Genomic DNA, 16,354 nt, shown 5'->3' with positions numbered 1-16,354 from the left:
CGCGGTTTTCGCCGACAGGGTTTTCTTACCCGGCCAATGGTTGGGTATGATCGACGGCAGGGCCATGTCCATCGGCCCCTCTTCCGTCCCGCAACCCGGACCCGCGCCCATGCCCCAGTCCCGCCGCCCGTTGCGCATCGGCCTGATCGCCGACACCCATGGCCTGCTCCGGCCCGAGGCGCTGGAACGGTTGCGCGGCTGCGACCAGCTGATCCACGCCGGCGACATCGGCAAGCCGGAAATCCTCGCCGAGCTGGAGCGCCTGGCGCCGCTCTCGGTGGTCCGTGGCAACAACGACACCCAGGACTGGGCGGCGGACATTCCCGAGCGCCTGCTGCTGAAGATCGGCCGGTTGACCCTGTACGTGCTGCACGATCTCAAGCGACTCGACCTCGACCCGGCCGCCGAAGGCATCGACGTGGTGGTCGCCGGCCACTCGCACAAACCGTTGAAGGAGGAGCGCGACGGCGTGCTCTACCTCAACCCGGGCAGCGCCGGGCCGCGGCGCTTCAGCTTGCCGATCGGGATCGGCGTGCTGGAAGTGGCGGGGAAGAAGGTCGAGGCGCAGCTGATCACCCTCTGACCCCGCCTGGCACCGTCAGCGGCGCTCCCACACCTCGAAGGCGTAGGCCGGCGCATCGTCAGCCGCGGCGTGCTCGATGCTCGACGCCAGGCGCCAGCCCGCGTCATCGATCTCGGGGAAAAAGGCGTCGCCTTCCGGCGCCAGGCCCACCCGGGTCAGGTACAGACGCTCGGCGCGCGGCAAGGCCTCGGCATAGAGCTGGGCACCGCCGATCAGCATCAGCTCGTCGGCGTCCTCCGCCTGCGCCCACTCTTCGGCGCGCACCAGCGCGGCGTCCAGGCTGGCGAACACTTCCGCGCCCTCCAGCGCCAGGCCGGCCTGGCGGCTGACCACCAGGTTGAGCCGGCCCGGCAGCGGCCGACCCAGCGAGTCCCAGGTCTTGCGCCCCATGATCACCGGCTTGCCGAGGGTCATCGCCTTGAAATGCTTGAGGTCGGCCGGCAGGCGCCAGGGCAGGCGGTTGTCGATGCCGATCGCGCGGTTCTCGCCAAGGGCGGCGATCATCGCCAGCGGTCGTGCCATGGGGTTACCTCATCGTGGAAGGACAAAGGCGCGAGGATAAACACTCGCGCCGGCGGACTCCAGGCCAACTGTGCGGGCCGGCCTACAAGGGATTGGCATAGGGCGGCACCTGCATGAAGAAGGTGCCATCCTCGTTGACCTGGGTGGTGCCGGTCGCCAGGACCTTGCGGTAGTCCCGCAGGTTGAAGGTCAGCACCTGCTCCGGCTTTTCGGTCTTCAGCAGCACCTGGGCGTAGGTGATGAGGATTTCGAAGATCTTCAGGTCGCCGGACTGTAGCCAGAGGAAGGACGGGCCCGCCACGGCCGGCGGGCTGAACACCGGCGACGGCCGGCCGGGCGCCTGGGAGAAACGCAGGTGCAGGCCCTGGTCGTCGAGCCATGCCTCCTGCACCTGGCCGTCGATGCCGAGCAGCGGGAAGACCTTGCGGTAGTCCAGGCGCATGGCGCTGCCGACCAGGCTCGCCCCCGGCCGATCGAGGCTGACCAGCGCCGACATCGGCAGGCCGACCAGGCTCATCGCCCCGTACAGCGGCAGGCCGATCACCTTCAACTGGTCGGGACGATAGACCAGCGCGCCGCTGCCCGCGTCCACCTCCACGCCGCCGCCCAGCCGCAACGGCAGCCACGGCCCTACCCCGAACGGACGCACCCGCCCCTCCACCTCCAGGCGTCCCGCCGCGCTGCTCATGCGAAAGTCCTTCAGCATGGTCCCGTCATAGGCGAGGATGTGCTCGTTGAACAGGTTGGCCAGTTGCCGCGGGCTGAGCAGCACCTCGCCTTCCATCACCTGGAAATGCATGTCCTGCGGGCGGTCGAAGTCCACCGGCTGGCCGGCCCGGTTCGGCACCAGCCAGCCCTTCACCTCGGGCACGTGGAAACCGATGTTGCCGCGCAGGTACATGTCCACGTTGCGCAGCAGTATGCCGACGCCATCCTGGCCGGAATCCGCCGGCCCGGCCGCACGCATGGGCAGCGGCAGCGGCGCCGGCGGGACCTGCCGGTACCAGCCCTCGCGCAGCAGGGCCAGTTCGCGCTGCTGCCTGTCGATGGCGCTTTCGGCCTGGGCCGCGCCGGCCGCCAACAGGCAGCAGCCGAGCAGCGGCACGCCCCACGGACGCCGGCTCACAGCCGTGCCTCCAGCGGCGCCGGCGCCTTCACCGGCGACACGGCGATCTGCACCATGCCGTCCTCGCGCAGGCGGATCACGCCATTCTGCAGTTGCCGCCGGTAGTCGTAGAGGTTGAACAGCAGCGGCCGCTCGGGGCTGAGGCTGGTGAACAGGGCGTAGGCCTTGACCAGCACGGTGCGCGCCATCTTGATGTCGCCGCCCTCGATGAACATGTAGCTGTCCGGCGCCCGCAGCGCCGGCCATTGCAGGCTGTCCAGGGGATCGCCGAGGGCCAGTTGCAGGCCGCCGTCGGCCAGGGCCAGGCGGCTGACGCGGAAGTCCAGGCGCGGCGGCGGGAACAAACCGTCGAGGTCGACGCGGATGCGGTTGCCGACCAGTTCCATGTGCCGGGTCTTCAGCTTCAGCACCTCGGACATCTCGATCGAGGCGGCCGCCAGCGACGAAGTGACCTCGACCCCGTCGACGAAGATCCGCCGCGGTATCAGGGTCACCTCCAGCGGACCGCTCGGCTCGATCTCGGTGAGCATCCGCAACGGCCGCCAGCGGCCCTTGCGCAACAACTCGCCACGCACTTCCTGACCGTCCTTGCGGGTGCTCATCCTGAGGTTGCGCACGGCGGCGCGGGACGCGGCGAGGTCCTGATTGAGCAGGGTCGCCAGGGTGGCGTCGCTGACGAAGATCTCGCCGGCCTGGATCCGCGCCACCATCGCCGTCGGATCGTCGAGCAACAAGGGCGTGCCGGGACGAGACGGTTCCATGCGGATCAGCATGCGCCGGATGAAGAAACCGATGTCGTCGTGCAGGCGGAAGTCGGTATCGGCGATCCACAGCCGCGAACTCGCCGACCCCGAGCCGCGAGCTCCGACGCTCGCCTCCAGCGTGCGCGGCGGCACGCCGCTCATCAGGCTGTCCGGCTGGCGCCCCCAGTCATCGGTAGCGGCCGTCGGCACACGCGCTTCGGCGCGGGCCGGCGGCGCCACGGCCTGGCCGCCACCATGGGCATCGAAGGCCAGCCAGGCGCCCAGCAACAGGCAGGCCAGTTGCAGCGACAGGCAGGGAAACGCGGAGGCAGGTTGCGGGGAGGCCATGGCCGGTCCTCTCATTGTTATGCGAGCGCCCGTCACCCTATACCCTGCCCCGGCCGGCCGCCCCTTTCGTTGGATTGGCCGGGAAAACGCCGACGTCGACACGCTGGCAGCGATTGTCACGGGAATGTCGCGAAACGGGCAAAGAAGTATCACCTGGCTGCGTCACTCTGCTGGACTGGAACACTCCCGAACCGCCGACGAGGACCCGTCATGCAATCAGCCTTCCTGCGCCGCCAGCTCGGCGCCGCCTGCCTGCTGCTCGCCGCTGGCCTGGCCAGCGCCGCCTCCGCCTCCGCCGACACCGGCAATGTGCAACGCGCCATCGACTGGGCCCAGGGCCAGGCCTCCGCCCGCCACCCGGCCGGCCAGGAGCGCTCGCCGCTGGTCATCGCCCACCGGGGCGCCAGTGGTTACGTACCGGAACACACCCTGGGCGCCTACGCCCTGGCGGTGATGATGGGCGCCGACTACATCGAGCCGGACCTGGTGATGACCCGCGACGGCAAGATGGTCGCGCGCCACGACAACGAGCTGGGCCTGACCACCGATGTCGCCCGGCACCCCGAATTCGCCGACCGCAAGCGCACGCAGAAAGTCGACGGAGTGGAACTCACCGGCTGGTTCAGCGAAGACTTCACCCTCGCCGAACTGAAGACCCTGCGCGCCATCGAGCGCATCCCCACGATCCGCCCGGGCAATGCGCGCCTGGACGGCACCTTCGAGATTCCCACCCTGCAGGAGATCATCGACCTGGTGAAAAGCCTGCAAATCAGCCAGCAGCGCAGCATCGGCCTGTACCCGGAGATCAAGCACGGCACCCACTTCCAGCGCCTCGGCCTGGCCATGGAGCGTCCGCTGGTGAAGACCCTGCACCGCAACGGCTACCTCGGTCCGAGCGCGCCGGTATTCATCCAGTCCTTCGAGGTGAACAACCTGAAGGAACTCAAGCGCCTCACCGGCATCCGCCTGATCCAGCTCTACGGCAGCGGCCAGCCCTATGACCAGCAGGCCACCGGCGGCAGCTTGACCTACGCCGAGATGGCCACCGCCAAGGGCCTGCGCCAAGTGGCGCGCTACGCCTACGGGGTCGGTCCGGACAAGAGCTACGTGATTCCCCGCGATGCCAACGACAACCTCGGCCAGCCGACCCGCTTCGTCGGCGACGCCCACGCCGCCGGGCTGAAGGTGCATCCCTACACCTTCCGCGCGGAAAACAGCTTCCTTCCGGCGGAATTCCGCAGCGCCGACGGCAACCCGCAGTCGCGTGGCGACCTGGCCGGCGAGATCAGGGCCTACCTCGACGCCGGCATCGACGGCCTGTTCAGCGACCAGCCGGACGTCGCCGTGCGCCTGCGCGAACAGCGCTGACGGTGTCGCGGACGGCGCCCGGGCACGGCGCCGTCCTCACGGGCAGCCGATATAGCTGTCGAACGGCGACGCCTTGCCCTTTTCCAACGCTTCCTGCCTGATCCTCCGGCAAAGCCGCCGATCACGCTCATGCATGGCGTCGATGGACGGATTGCCGGTGGGCTCCGCGTCCTGTGGCTCCTTGACGCCAAAGGTCACCAACGGTTGTTCCGGCGCCAGGCGGAAGCGCGCCGGCGCTTCCACCTTCTCCTTGCGCGGCTGCGGCTCCGCCGTCAGCGCCGGCAACTGGTCGGCCGCCACGCCGTAGCGTTGCAGCAACGAACCGTCGGGCAACTCGTCGGCCAGCGTGCCGGTCATTGCCAGCCACAGCGCCAGAGGCCATCGGCGTACCACCTTCATCTCGCGCTCCTCTTGCCCCGGCGCCGAACGCTTTCGCCACGGCGCCAGTCGAAATACCACGCCCATCGCCCGCCGTCGCGAAGGCCGGCATGAGCCGCATGGGTGCTTTTTGCTATGTTTGCGCTGATCAGACGCCTTTGTCCGACCGGGATTCACACCCGGCAGGGAAATCGACACAGGAGGTGACTTGAGTCACACCACGCATCCCGGCCTCGACGCCCTCTGGCTGACCGAGGCCGTTCGCCTGCGCGAGGAGCAGGCCGGCCCGCTGGAAGACAGCGAGGCGGTTCGTCAGGCACTGGCCCAGGGCGGTTCCCTGCCGCGCCGCATTCTCACCCGTGCCCACTGGCTCGGCCGCCGCGAAGGCCTGCTGGAGGCCCAGCGCACCTGGCGCCAAGGATCGAGGCTGGCGCTGGCCCTGCTGCTGGTGCTGGCCCTGGCCAGCGGCGCCGGACTGGCCTTCGCCGCGCTCGGCGACGGCCAGCGTCCGGTCAACGTGTTCTGGGCGCTGGCCAGCCTGCTCGGCCTGCACCTGCTGACCCTGCTCGGCTGGGCCATCGGCCTGCTCGCCGGCGGTGAGGCCGCGGGCGCGCTCGGCCGGCTCTGGCTGTGGCTCAGCGGCAAGCTGGCGCGCGACGCCCGCGCCGCGCACCTGGCGCCGGCGCTACTGGTCCTGCTCGGCCGGCGCCGGCTGGCGCGCTGGGGCCTCGGCGCGCTGGTCCACGGGCTCTGGCTGCTCGGCCTGCTGGCCGCGCTGGCGCTGCTGCTCGGCCTGCTGGCGACCCGCCGCTACGGTTTCGTCTGGGAAACCACCATCCTCGGTAGCGATACCTTCGTCGGCCTCACCCAGGCGCTCGGCGCCCTGCCGGCATTGCTTGGCTTCCCGTTGCCGGACGCCGAGCTGATCCGCGCCAGCGGCGATGCCGCCCTGGCCGGCGAAACGGCGCGACATGCCTGGGCCGGCTGGCTGGTAGGCGTGCTGCTGGTCTACGGCGTGCTGCCACGCCTGCTGCTCGGGCTGTTCTGCCTGTGGCGCTGGAAACGCGGCCTGGCCGGTCTCGACCTGGACCTCGACGACCCCGGCTACAGCCTGCTGCGCGAACGCCTGATGCCGGCCAGCGAACGCCTTGGCGTCAGCGACGCGGCGCCGGACTGGCTGCCGGAGCCGCAGGGCGGCCAGTCCGCCCAGGAAGCCGCCGGAGCGGTACTGGTGGCGGTGGACGATCGCCGGCCCTGGCCGCCGAAGCTCGCCGAAGGCATCGCCGACGCCGGCATCCTCGACGACGGCCAACAGCGCCGCCGCCTGCTCGAACAACTGACACGCTACCCGCCGGCGCGCCTGGCCATCGCCTGCGACCCGCGCCGCTCGCCGGACCGCGGCAGCCTGGCGCTGCTCGGCGAACTCGCCCGCTGCGCCGCCAGCACCCGCATCTGGCTGCTCCAGGCTCCGCCCGGCGAAGCGCTCGACAGCGACCGCCTGGGCGACTGGCACGCCGCCCTGGAACGCCTGCAACTGCCGCACGGCGAGACCTCGCCGCTGGCCTGGCTGGAGACCGGCCATGACTGAGCCGCTGATCCTGGCCGTGGTCGGCCACACCAATACCGGCAAGACCTCGCTGCTGCGCACCCTGACCCGCGACCGCGGATTCGGCGAAGTCTCCCATCGCCCCAGCACCACCCGCCACGTCGAGGGCGCCAGGCTGTCGGTGGACGGCGAAGCGCTGCTGGAGCTCTACGACACGCCCGGCCTGGAAGACGCCATCGCCCTGCTCGACTACCTGGACGCCCTGGAGCGCCCCGGCGAGCGTCTCGATGGCCCGGAACGCATGGCCCGACTGCTGGACAGCAACGAAGCGCGCGGGCGTTTCGAACAGGAATCCAAGGTGGTCCGCCAGTTGCTCGCCTCCGACGCCGGGCTCTACGTGATCGACGCCCGCGAACCGGTGCTGGCCAAGTATCGCGACGAACTGGCGGTGCTCGCCGGCTGCGGCCGGCCGCTGCTGCCGGTGCTGAACTTCGTCGCCAGCCCGCGGCATCGCGAGGAGGAGTGGCGCGCCGCCCTCGCCCGCCTCGGCCTGCACGCCCTGGTGCGTTTCGACAGCGTGGCCCCGCCGCTGGACGGCGAACGGCGCCTCTACGAGAGCCTGGCGCTGCTGCTGGAGCGCGCCCGGCCGCAGCTCGACCGGCTGATCGCCGACCATGAGGCACAGGCCGCCGCGCGCCTGCGCGCCGGGCAACGGCTGATCGCCGAACTGCTGGTCGACGTCGCCGCCTGCCGGCGCCTGGTGGCCAGCGCCGAAAGCGCGGTGCAGGAAGCCACCCGCGATCTGCACCAGCAGGTGCGCAAGCGCGAACAGGCCTGCGTGGAAGCGTTGCTGCGGCTCTACGCCTTCGCCAGGGACGACGCCCGCGCCGCCGACCTGCCGCTGCTCGACGGCCGCTGGGGCGACGATCTGTTCAATCCGGAGACCCTGCGCCAGCTCGGTATCCGCCTCGGCGGCGGGGTTGCGGCCGGCGCCGCGGCCGGCGCCGGCATCGACCTGCTGGTGGGCGGCGTCACCCTTGGCGCCGCCGCCGCCCTCGGCGCCCTCGCCGGCGGCGCCTGGCAGACCGTCGGCCACTACGGTTCGCGCCTGCTCGGCAAGCTCAAGGGCGCCCGCGAGCTGACCGTCAACGACGCCGTGCTGCGCCTGCTCGCGCTGCGCCAACGGCAACTCCTGGCGGCCCTGCAGACACGCGGCCACGCGGCGCTCGAGGCGATCCGCCTGGAGACCCCGGAAGACAGGCAGTGGCGCGAAGGCAAGCTGCCGGAAGCGTTGCGCAAGGCGCGCGCGCATCCGGAGTGGTCGTCGCTCAACGGCAGGCGTGCGGGCGGCGGCGACCGCCAGGAACAGATCGACGCGCTGGCCGAACACCTGGCCGACAGCGGTGAATGAGAGGAACAGGCGGAGCCCGGAGGCTCCGCCGGCCGGTCAGACCGCGACCGGCGCCTTGATGTGCGGATGGGCCTGGTAGCCGACCAGCTCGAAGTCCTCGAAGCGGAAGTCGAACAGATCCTTCACCTCGGGATTCAGCTTCATGCTCGGCAGCGGCAGCGGTTCGCGGGTCAGCTGCAGGTCGGCCTGCTCCAGGTGGTTGGCGTACAGGTGGCAATCGCCGCCGGTCCAGATGAATTCGCCCGGCCGCAGGCCGGCGACCTGCGCCACCATCAGGGTCAGCAGGGCGTAGCTGGCGATGTTGAAGGGTACGCCGAGGAAGATATCCGCCGAACGCTGGTAGAGCTGGCAGCTGAGCTTGCCGTCGGCGACGTAGAACTGGAACAGCGCGTGGCACGGCGGCAGCGCCATCTCGTCGATCAGCGCCGGGTTCCAGGCGGAGACGATCAGCCGGCGCGAGTCCGGATTCTTCTTCAGCATCGTCATCAGGTTGGCGATCTGATCGATGTGCCGGCCGTCCGGTGCCGGCCAGGAGCGCCACTGGTAGCCGTACACCGGACCGAGGTCGCCGTTCTCGTCGGCCCACTCGTCCCAGATCGAGACGCCGTGTTCCTTGAGGTAGGCGATATTGGTGGAGCCCTGGAGGAACCACAGCAGCTCGTGGACGATCGACTTGAGGTGGCACTTCTTGGTGGTCACCAGGGGGAAGCCCGCGGCCAGGTCGAAGCGCATCTGGTAGCCGAACACGCTATAGGTGCCGGTGCCGGTGCGGTCGCTCTTGAAGGTGCCGTGCTCGCGCACATGGCGCATCAGGTCGAGGTACTGTTTCATCGGAGGCCCGGATCGATATCGGTGCGGCGCCGGCGTCGCGGCTCCCACCGAGGGATGAAAGAAAGATGGCCAAGTCTACGGTGGCGGCGGCTGCATCGCCAGTTCGCCGCGACCGGCGCAAGCCATGCGCGCCCTGGCGGGGAAGGCCGGCCGCCCGGAGCGGATGACGCCTGCGACGTTATCCGCCCCGACCATCGGAAGCGGCCCCTCAGGCCGCCTTCGGCTGCGCCGCGTCGCGGCGGTAGGCCCAGACCATCAGGGCAATGCCGGCCAGCACCATCGGTACGCAGAGCACCTGCCCCATGGTCAGCCAGCCCCAGGCGAGGTAGCCGAGCTGGGCATCCGGCACGCGGACGAACTCGACGACGAAGCGGAAGATCCCGTAGCACAGCACGAACAGGCCGGAGACCGAGGCGGTCGGCCGTGGCTTGCGGGTGAACAGCCAGAGAATGACGAACAGCGCCACGCCTTCCAGGGCGAACTGGTACAGCTGCGACGGATGCCGCGGCAGCGGGCCGCCGTTGGGGAAGACCATGGCCCAGGGCACGTCGCTGACCTTGCCCCACAGCTCCGAGTTGATGAAGTTGCCGATGCGCCCGGCGCCCAGGCCGATCGGCACCAGCGGGGCGATGAAGTCCATCAGCTGGAAGAAGCTCTTGCCATGGCGCTTGCCGAACCACCAGACCGCCAGCATCACGCCGAGCAGCCCGCCATGGAAGGACATGCCGCCTTTCCAGACCTCGAAGATCAGCGTCGGATTGGCGATGTACTCGTCCAGGTTGTAGAACAGCACGTAGCCCAGGCGACCGCCGAGGATCACGCCGCAGGCGACCCAGAACACCAGGTCGGACAGGCGCTCCTTGGTCCAGCTCGGGTCGAAGCGTTTCATCCGGCGCGACGCCAGCAGCCAGGCGCCGCCGATCCCGATCAGGTACATCAGCCCGTACCAGTGGATCTTCAACGGGCCGATGGCCAGCGCAACCGGATCGATCTGGGGATACGTCAGCATCGATAACTCCTAGGGCAAGAAAGCTAGATCAGGAAACTCACGCCCACGCTGAACAACAGCAGGGCGAACAGGCGCTTGAGCCCGCGCGGCGACAGGCGGTGGGCCAGGCGCGCGCCGAAGCGGGCGAACAGCATACTGGTGGCGGCGATGCCGACCAACGCCGGCAGATAGACGTAGCCCAGGCTCCACTCCGGCAACTGCGGGTTATGCCAGCCGACCGCGATGAACGACAGCGCGCCGGAGATGGCGATAGGCAGGCCGCAGGCCGAGGAGGTCGCCACCGCCTGCTGCATCGGCACGCCGCGCCAGCTGAGGAAAGGCACGGTCAGCGAACCGCCGCCGATGCCGAAGATCGCCGAGGCCCAGCCGATCACCGCGCCGGCGACGGTCAGCCCGCCCTTGCCGGGCACCTCGTGTCGGCCCCTGGGCTTGAGGTCGAGGGTCATCTGCAGGGCGACCAGGATGGCGAACACACCGATGATCTTCTGCAGCAGCGGTCCCTTGATCTGCGCCGCGGTCAGCGCGCCGAGGGCGCTGCCGATGAGGATGCCGAGGGTCATCCAGGCGAATACCGGCCAGCGCACCGCACCGCGCCGGTGATGTTCGAGAATGGAGTTGATCGAGGTGAAGACGATGGTCGCCAGCGAAGTGCCGACCGCCATCTGGGTCAGGACGTCGCCGCCGAAACCGTGCGCGGTGAAGCTGAACACCAGCGCCGGGACGATGATCAGGCCGCCGCCGACGCCGAACAGTCCGGCCAGCACGCCGGCGCAGGCGCCCAGCACGATATAGAGGAGAAACTCCATGCACGCCCCCGTTGGAAAGCCGGCATGGTAACGGAATTGCGCGCGGCGCGGCAGGCGTCGTGCTTGAACGGCGATGGCCGATGCCTTTAGCCTGACGGCCTGCCCACTCCAAGGATCGCGCATGTGCCTGATCGTCTTCGCCTGGCAACCGGGACACGCCCTGCCGCTGCTGGTCGCCGCCAACCGTGACGAGTTCTACGCCCGTCCAAGCCTGCCGCTGGCGGCCTGGGAGGACGCCGAGGGGGTATTCGCCGGGCGCGACCTGGAGGCCGGCGGCACCTGGCTGGGGCTCGGCCCGGCCGGCCGCTTCGCCGCCCTGACCAATGTCCGCGATCCGTCACAGCCGCTCGGCAAGCGCTCGCGCGGCGAACTGGTGGCGGACTTCCTGCGCGACGGCGGCAACCCGGCCGACTACCTGGCCCGGGTCGCTGAGCGCGCCGCGGACTATTCCGGCTTCAACCTGCTGGTCGGCGACCGCCACCAGCTCTGGCACTACAACCCCCGCGTCGGCCCGCCACTACTGCTGCCGGCGGGCGTCTACGGGTTGTCCAACGCCGCGCTCGACAGTCCCTGGCCGAAACTCCTCAAGGCCCGCGCGGCGCTTGCCGAACGCCTCGCCGAGCCGCATCCGCACGCCCTGCTGGAGCTGCTGGCCGACCCACAGCCGGCCACCGACGGCCAGTTGCCGGACACCGGCGTCGGCCTGGCCACCGAGCGCCTGCTCTCCAGCGTGTTCATCGCCAGCCCCAGCTACGGCACCCGGGCCAGCACCGCGCTGCGGGTGCACGCCGACGGCTCGCGGGAGATCGTCGAGCGCAGCTTCGGCCCCTCCGGCGCCCGCCTCGGCGAAGTCAGCCTGGTGCTGCCGCCGGACTGAAGACTCAGCAGCAGGTCACGCAGTCGCGCCGTTGCTTGGCCCGGTAGAGCGCGTCGTCGACCCGGCAGAGCAGCAGGTCGAGGGTTTCGCCGTCGTCCAGCACGCCGACGCCGAAGCTCGCGGTCAAGCGCCCGCAGACCTCGAACGGCTGGCCACGGACCCGCTGGCGCAGCCGCTCAGCCAGCGCCGCGGCGGCCTCCAAGGCGGTTTCCGGGAGCAGCAGGATGAACTCCTCGCCCCCCCAGCGCGCCAGAACATCGACTTCGCGCAGCTCGCCGGCGATCAGGTGGCCGAAGTCCACCAGCACGCTGTCGCCGATGGAATGGCCGAACAGGTCGTTGATCCGCTTGAAGTGGTCGATATCGATCATCACCAGCGCCGTGGAGCGTCCGTGGCGCTGCCGGCGCATCCACTCCTGGTGCAGGCACTGTTCGAACTTGCGCCGGTTGTACAGCCCGGTGAGCGGGTCGATCTCGCTCAGGCGCTGGGCCTCGGCCATCTTCAGGGCCAGCGCCTGGTTGACCCGATGCAGCGCCTCGGTGCGCTCGGCCACCAGTTCCTCGAGGCGCAGGTTCCAGTCGAACAGCTCCTCGTTGCGCTGTTGCAGCTCCAGCTCGACCAGCTTGCGCTGGTGGATCTCATGGTGCGCGCCGATCATCCGCCGCGGCTCGCCACGTTCGTCGAACTCGACGAAGCGTCCGCGATCGCTGATCCACAGGTAATCGCCGCTGTAGGTCCGGCAGCGGTATTCCTCGCAGTATTCCGGGCTTTCGCCATCGAGATAGGCCTGGAAGCTGGCCATCACCCCAGGGTAGTCCTCGGGGTGGATGATGCCCTTCCAGGTGTCCACGCTCTCCGGCAGGCTGTTCGGCGGATAGCCGAGCATCAGGTACCAGCCGGCGCTGCGGCTCACCTGGTTGGTGGCGATATTCCAGTCCCAGATCCCGTCGCTGACGATCTCCAGGGCATAACGCAGGGTCTTCTCAAGGTCTTCGCGTGACAGCGGAAGAAGACCCGGCGGTTTCGACGCCCGTTCATCCATTTGCGGCAATCCCTCGCACGTTCGACTGGCCAGTGGCCTCTACCGAATGGCAGGCAGTCTATACGCTTGCGCGCAAAGCGTAAGCGCCGGACGACGAAGCGACCGGCGCGCGGGGAGTCAGGACTGGACGGTGGCCGCCGGGTTGATCACCCGGCCCAGCCCGAGGTTGCGCAACGCCAGGTGCAACGAGCTGTGGATGACCTGCGGGTTGTCGAAGGTGAGCAACTGGCCGAGCAGGTCGCGGGCCTTGTCCAGGGAGATCTGGCGCAGCAGCCACTTCACCTTGGGCAGGTTGGTGGCGTTCATCGACAGGCTGTCGAAGCCCATCGCCATCAGCAGCACGGCGGCGGCGGGGTCGCCGGCCATCTCGCCGCAGATGCTCACCGGCTTGCCTTCCAGGTGGGCGTCGTCGACCACCTTCTTCAGCGCGTGGAGGACGGCGGGGTGCAGGTAGTCGTAGAGGTCGGCGACACGGGGATTGTTGCGGTCGACGGCGAGCAGGTACTGGGTCAGGTCGTTGGAGCCGACCGAGAGGAAATCGACCTGGCGCGCCAGCTCGCGGGTCTGGTACACCGCCGCGGGAATCTCGACCATCATCCCGATCGGTGGCATGGCGATGTCGACGCCCTCGTCGCGGACCTCGCCCCAGGCGCGGTGGATCAGGTGCAACGCCTCCTCCAGCTCGTGGGTGCCGGAGATCATCGGCAGCAGGATGCGCAGGTTGTCCAGGCCCTCGCTGGCCTTGAGCATGGCGCGCGTCTGGACCAGGAAGATCTCCGGGTGGTCGAGGGTGACGCGGATGCCGCGCCAGCCGAGGAACGGGTTGTCTTCCTTGATCGGGAAGTAGGACAGCGCCTTGTCGCCACCGATGTCCAGGGTGCGCATGGTCACCGGCAACGGGTGGAAGGCGCTGAGCTGCTCGCGGTAGATCGCCAGCTGTTCCTTCTCGCTGGGGAAGCGGTCGTTGATCATGAACGGCACTTCGGTGCGGTACAGGCCGACGCCCTCGGCGCCGCGCTCCTGGGCGCGGGCGACATCGGCGAGCAGGCCGGTGTTGACCCAGAGCGGCATGCGGTGGCCGTCGAGGGTCTCGCAGGGCAGTTCGCGCAGGGCCGCCAGGCCCTTGCTCAGCTCGCGCTCCTCGGCGACCACGTCGCTGTACTGGCGCACCAGTTCGGCGGAGGGGTTGGTGTAGACCTCGCCGTGGTAGCCGTCGACGATCAGGTCGATGCCGTCGACCTTGGAATACGGCAGGTCGACCGCCCCCATCACCGTGGGGATGCCCATGGCGCGGGCGAGGATCGCCACGTGCGAGTTGCCCGAGCCGAGCACCGAGACCAGGCCGACCAGGCGCCCTTCCGGCACCTCGCCGAGCATCGCCGGGGAGAGTTCCTCGCTGACGATGATGGTCTGTTCCGGGTAGGTCAGGTTCTGCTTGCGCTCTTCCTGCAGGTAGGCGAGCAGGCGCCGGCCGATGTCCTTGACGTCGGAGGCGCGCTCGCGGAGGTAGGCGTCATCCATCAGTTCGAAGCGCTGCACGTGTTCCATCACCACCTGGCGCAGGGCGCCCTGGGCCCACTGGCCGGTGCGGATGATGCGCTTGACCTCGTTGCCGATGGAGGCATCGTCGAGCATCATCAGGTAGACGTCGAACAGCGCGCGTTCTTCCTTGCGCAACTGGCTGGCGAGCTTGCTCGACAGCGCGCGCATGTCGGCGCGGACGCCCTCCAGCGCCTGCTTGAACAGGGCGATCTCGGCGTCGATGTCGTCGACCTGCTTGTCCGGCACCACTTCCAGGTCGGCCGGCGGCAATACCACCACCGCCTTGCCCACGCCGACCCCGGGGGCGCCGGGCACGCCAACGAACTTGGCCTCCTGGATGCCCTTGCCGAGCTTGCCCAGGCCACGGATGGAGCCGGTCGCCTCGGCATGCGCGATGACCCCGGCGAGCTGCGCGCTCATGGTGACCAGGAAGGCCTCCTCGCCTTCGTCGAACTGGCGGCGCTCCTTCTGTTGCACCACGAGCACCCCCATCACCCGCCGATGGTGGATGATCGGCGCGCCGAGGAACGACGCGTAGCGCTCCTCGCCGGTCTCGGCGAAATAGCGGTAGCGCGGGTGGGCGGCGGCGTTCTCCAGGTTGAGCGGTTCCTCGCGGGTACCGACCAGGCCGACCAGGCCTTCGCTGGGGGCCATGCTGACCTTGCCGATGGAACGCTTGTTGAGGCCTTCGGTGGCCATCAGGACGAAACGCTGGGTCTCGGTGTCGAGCAGGTAGACCGAGCAGACCTGGGTACCCATGGCCTCCTTGACCCGCTGCACGATGATGCCCAGCGCCGCCTTCAGATCCTTGGCGGAGTTCACTTCCTGGACGATCTTGCGCAGCGTGTTGAGCATGCTCGGGGGCCTTGTCTCCGTGTTCAGTCCCGCGCCAGCAGGCGCGGGGCCAGTTCCTTCAGGGCGCGGCGGTAGACCTCGCGCTTGAAGGTCACCACCTGTCCCAGGGGGTACCAGTAACTCACCCAGCGCCAGCCATCGAACTCGGGCTTGCTGGTGATATCCATGCGCACGCGCGCCTCGTCGGACATCAGCCGCAGCAGGAACCACTTCTGCTTCTGGCCGATGCACAGCGGCTGGCTATGGGTCCGCACCAGGCGCTGCGGCAAGCGGTAGCGCAGCCAGCCACGGGTGCAGGCCAGGATGCGCACGTCGCCGGCCTCCAGGCCGACTTCTTCGTTCAGTTCGCGATACAGCGCCTCTTCCGGCGTTTCGCGATCATTGATGCCTCCCTGCGGGAACTGCCAGGCTTCCTGATTGATACGCCGCGCCCACAGCACCTGCCCCGCCTCGTTGGCGAGAATGATGCCGACATTCGGGCGAAAACCATCGGAATCGATCACGCTGGGACATCCTCGAAATCGCATGTGCCCGCATTGTTCCATAAAGCTTGTGATAGCGGCAACGCGCGGCTTTGCGACTCGTGCGGGGAGGATACAGGGCCGGCAAAAGCCGGTAGGCTAGGGGTTTTCCCAAGGCCCGGCGGGATCCTTCGCAAAAGGCTCTCGCGGCCCCTCCGCCACCCGCCAACCGATGGAGTTACCCCGTGCGTCTGGCCCTTTTCGATCTCGACAACACCCTGCTCGCCGGCGACAGCGACCATAGCTGGGGCGAATGGCTGTGCCAGCGCGGCCTGGTCGACGCCGCCGAATACCAGGCGCGCAACGACGCCTTCTATGCCGACTACGTGGCCGGCAAGCTCGACGTCCTCGCCTACCAGGCCTTCACCCAGGCGATTCTCGGCCGCACCGAGATGGCCCAGCTGGAAACCTGGCACCGCCAGTTCATGCGGGAAGTCATCGAGCCGATCGTGCTGGCCAAGGGCGAAGCGCTGCTCGCCGAGCACCGCGCCGCCGGCGACCGGCTGGTGATCATCACCGCCACCAATCGCTTCGTCACCGGCCCGATCGCCGAACGACTCGGGGTGGATACCCTGATCGCCACCGAGTGCGAGATGCGCGACGGCCGCTACACCGGGCAGACCTTCGACGTACCCTGCTTCCAGGGCGGCAAGGTGGTGCGCCTGCAACGCTGGCTCGACGAGAACGGCCTGGACCTGGAAGGCGCCAGCTTCTACAGCGACTCGCTGAACGACCTGCCATTGCTGGAGAAGGTCAGCCGGCCGGTGGCCGTCGACCCCGATCCTCGCCTGCGCGCCGAGGCGGAAAAACGCGGCTGGCCGATCATTTCCCTGCGTTGACCCACTG

The 16,354-nt window shown here is 69.1% G+C and carries 16 protein-coding genes; 6 read left to right on the top strand and 10 right to left on the bottom strand.

Annotation, left to right across the window (positions count from 1 at the left end; translation table 11 throughout):
- Positions 1 to 109 precede the first annotated feature (109 nt).
- Positions 110 to 583, top strand: a complete 474-nt coding sequence (locus tag PSPA7_RS02095; RefSeq protein WP_004368471.1) for a metallophosphoesterase family protein — start codon at positions 110 to 112, stop codon at positions 581 to 583.
- A gap of 15 nt (positions 584 to 598) precedes the next feature.
- Here the strand turns inward: PSPA7_RS02095 and PSPA7_RS02090 are convergent, their stop codons facing one another.
- The 3 genes from PSPA7_RS02090 to PSPA7_RS02080 all read right to left on the bottom strand — a co-directional run bounded on the left by PSPA7_RS02090 (position 599) and on the right by PSPA7_RS02080 (position 3,322).
- The gene (locus tag PSPA7_RS02090) at positions 599 to 1,105 is read right to left on the bottom strand and encodes a dihydrofolate reductase (RefSeq protein ID WP_012073963.1); all 507 of its coding nucleotides are present in this window, start codon (positions 1,103 to 1,105) and stop codon (positions 599 to 601) included.
- Positions 1,106 to 1,187: 82 nt separating this feature from the next.
- The gene (locus PSPA7_RS02085) at positions 1,188 to 2,231 is read right to left on the bottom strand and encodes a hypothetical protein (protein WP_012073962.1); all 1,044 of its coding nucleotides are present in this window, start codon (positions 2,229 to 2,231) and stop codon (positions 1,188 to 1,190) included.
- Positions 2,228 to 3,322, bottom strand: coding sequence for a hypothetical protein (locus tag PSPA7_RS02080; RefSeq protein WP_012073961.1), 1,095 nt, complete (start codon positions 3,320 to 3,322; stop codon positions 2,228 to 2,230). The genes PSPA7_RS02085 and PSPA7_RS02080 overlap by 4 nt, the downstream gene beginning before the upstream one ends.
- Before the next feature lie 210 nt (positions 3,323 to 3,532).
- On the opposite strand from PSPA7_RS02080, the gene PSPA7_RS02075 reads away from it, so the two are divergent.
- The gene (locus PSPA7_RS02075) at positions 3,533 to 4,690 is read left to right on the top strand and encodes a glycerophosphodiester phosphodiesterase (protein ID WP_012073960.1); all 1,158 of its coding nucleotides are present in this window, start codon (positions 3,533 to 3,535) and stop codon (positions 4,688 to 4,690) included.
- 36 nt (positions 4,691 to 4,726) lie between these two features.
- Here PSPA7_RS02075 and PSPA7_RS02070 read toward each other — a convergent pair whose 3' ends face one another.
- Positions 4,727 to 5,089: a hypothetical protein gene (locus PSPA7_RS02070; protein WP_012073959.1), complete on the bottom strand. Its 363-nt coding sequence runs from the start codon at positions 5,087 to 5,089 to the stop codon at positions 4,727 to 4,729.
- Between the two features lie 187 nt (positions 5,090 to 5,276).
- Between PSPA7_RS02070 and PSPA7_RS02065 the strand changes: the two genes are divergently transcribed.
- A complete protein-coding gene (locus PSPA7_RS02065; RefSeq protein WP_012073958.1) occupies positions 5,277 to 6,656 on the top strand; it encodes a DUF2868 domain-containing protein in 1,380 nt (459 codons plus the stop codon).
- Positions 6,649 to 8,025: a GTPase/DUF3482 domain-containing protein gene (locus PSPA7_RS02060; RefSeq protein ID WP_012073957.1), complete on the top strand. Its 1,377-nt coding sequence runs from the start codon at positions 6,649 to 6,651 to the stop codon at positions 8,023 to 8,025. The genes PSPA7_RS02065 and PSPA7_RS02060 overlap by 8 nt, the downstream gene beginning before the upstream one ends.
- 36 nt (positions 8,026 to 8,061) lie before the next feature.
- Here PSPA7_RS02060 and PSPA7_RS02055 read toward each other — a convergent pair whose 3' ends face one another.
- The 3 genes from PSPA7_RS02055 to PSPA7_RS02045 all read right to left on the bottom strand — a co-directional run bounded on the left by PSPA7_RS02055 (position 8,062) and on the right by PSPA7_RS02045 (position 10,671).
- Positions 8,062 to 8,856: a thymidylate synthase gene (locus PSPA7_RS02055; protein ID WP_012073956.1), complete on the bottom strand. Its 795-nt coding sequence runs from the start codon at positions 8,854 to 8,856 to the stop codon at positions 8,062 to 8,064.
- Between the two features lie 208 nt (positions 8,857 to 9,064).
- Complete coding sequence (gene lgt / locus PSPA7_RS02050; RefSeq protein ID WP_012073954.1) at positions 9,065 to 9,865, bottom strand: prolipoprotein diacylglyceryl transferase; 801 nt, start codon at positions 9,863 to 9,865, stop codon at positions 9,065 to 9,067.
- A gap of 23 nt (positions 9,866 to 9,888) precedes the next feature.
- Positions 9,889 to 10,671: a sulfite exporter TauE/SafE family protein gene (locus tag PSPA7_RS02045; RefSeq protein ID WP_012073953.1), complete on the bottom strand. Its 783-nt coding sequence runs from the start codon at positions 10,669 to 10,671 to the stop codon at positions 9,889 to 9,891.
- A 121-nt stretch (positions 10,672 to 10,792) separates the two neighbouring features.
- On the opposite strand from PSPA7_RS02045, the gene PSPA7_RS02040 reads away from it, so the two are divergent.
- A complete protein-coding gene (locus tag PSPA7_RS02040; protein ID WP_012073952.1) occupies positions 10,793 to 11,548 on the top strand; it encodes an NRDE family protein in 756 nt (251 codons plus the stop codon).
- 4 nt (positions 11,549 to 11,552) lie between these two features.
- Here the strand turns inward: PSPA7_RS02040 and PSPA7_RS02035 are convergent, their stop codons facing one another.
- The 3 genes from PSPA7_RS02035 to PSPA7_RS02025 all read right to left on the bottom strand — a co-directional run bounded on the left by PSPA7_RS02035 (position 11,553) and on the right by PSPA7_RS02025 (position 15,490).
- Positions 11,553 to 12,590 carry a sensor domain-containing diguanylate cyclase gene (locus PSPA7_RS02035; protein WP_012073951.1) on the bottom strand — a complete coding sequence of 346 codons (1,038 nt, stop codon included), beginning with the start codon at positions 12,588 to 12,590 and terminating at the stop codon, positions 11,553 to 11,555.
- Between the two features lie 117 nt (positions 12,591 to 12,707).
- Positions 12,708 to 14,987 (bottom strand): phosphoenolpyruvate--protein phosphotransferase, encoded by a 2,280-nt coding sequence (ptsP, locus tag PSPA7_RS02030; RefSeq protein ID WP_012073950.1) that lies wholly within the window; start codon positions 14,985 to 14,987, stop codon positions 12,708 to 12,710.
- Positions 14,988 to 15,010: 23 nt separating this feature from the next.
- Positions 15,011 to 15,490, bottom strand: a complete 480-nt coding sequence (locus PSPA7_RS02025; RefSeq protein WP_003084400.1) for an RNA pyrophosphohydrolase — start codon at positions 15,488 to 15,490, stop codon at positions 15,011 to 15,013.
- Positions 15,491 to 15,693: 203 nt separating this feature from the next.
- On the opposite strand from PSPA7_RS02025, the gene PSPA7_RS02020 reads away from it, so the two are divergent.
- Positions 15,694 to 16,347, top strand: a complete 654-nt coding sequence (locus PSPA7_RS02020) for a histidinol-phosphatase (protein ID WP_012073949.1) — start codon at positions 15,694 to 15,696, stop codon at positions 16,345 to 16,347.
- Positions 16,348 to 16,354: the final 7 nt, after the last annotated feature.

The organism is Pseudomonas paraeruginosa PA7, assembly GCF_000017205.1.
In the GTDB taxonomy this organism is placed as follows: domain Bacteria; phylum Pseudomonadota; class Gammaproteobacteria; order Pseudomonadales; family Pseudomonadaceae; genus Pseudomonas; species Pseudomonas paraeruginosa.
Note: the sequence above shows the minus strand (reverse complement) of the source record. Positions and strands in the feature narration are given on the sequence as shown.

Coding starts and splice junctions, on each gene's coding strand:
- PSPA7_RS02055 (WP_012073956.1), bottom strand. CDS start 8,856: ATGAAACAGTACCTCGACCTGATGCGCCATGTGCGCGAGCACGGCACC.
- PSPA7_RS02040 (WP_012073952.1), top strand. CDS start 10,793: ATGTGCCTGATCGTCTTCGCCTGGCAACCGGGACACGCCCTGCCGCTG.
- PSPA7_RS02075 (WP_012073960.1), top strand. CDS start 3,533: ATGCAATCAGCCTTCCTGCGCCGCCAGCTCGGCGCCGCCTGCCTGCTG.
- PSPA7_RS02090 (WP_012073963.1), bottom strand. CDS start 1,105: ATGGCACGACCGCTGGCGATGATCGCCGCCCTTGGCGAGAACCGCGCG.
- PSPA7_RS02095 (WP_004368471.1), top strand. CDS start 110: ATGCCCCAGTCCCGCCGCCCGTTGCGCATCGGCCTGATCGCCGACACC.
- ptsP (WP_012073950.1), bottom strand. CDS start 14,987: ATGCTCAACACGCTGCGCAAGATCGTCCAGGAAGTGAACTCCGCCAAG.
- PSPA7_RS02045 (WP_012073953.1), bottom strand. CDS start 10,671: ATGGAGTTTCTCCTCTATATCGTGCTGGGCGCCTGCGCCGGCGTGCTG.
- PSPA7_RS02080 (WP_012073961.1), bottom strand. CDS start 3,322: ATGGCCTCCCCGCAACCTGCCTCCGCGTTTCCCTGCCTGTCGCTGCAA.
- PSPA7_RS02060 (WP_012073957.1), top strand. CDS start 6,649: ATGACTGAGCCGCTGATCCTGGCCGTGGTCGGCCACACCAATACCGGC.
- PSPA7_RS02070 (WP_012073959.1), bottom strand. CDS start 5,089: ATGAAGGTGGTACGCCGATGGCCTCTGGCGCTGTGGCTGGCAATGACC.
- PSPA7_RS02035 (WP_012073951.1), bottom strand. CDS start 12,590: ATGGATGAACGGGCGTCGAAACCGCCGGGTCTTCTTCCGCTGTCACGC.
- lgt (WP_012073954.1), bottom strand. CDS start 9,865: ATGCTGACGTATCCCCAGATCGATCCGGTTGCGCTGGCCATCGGCCCG.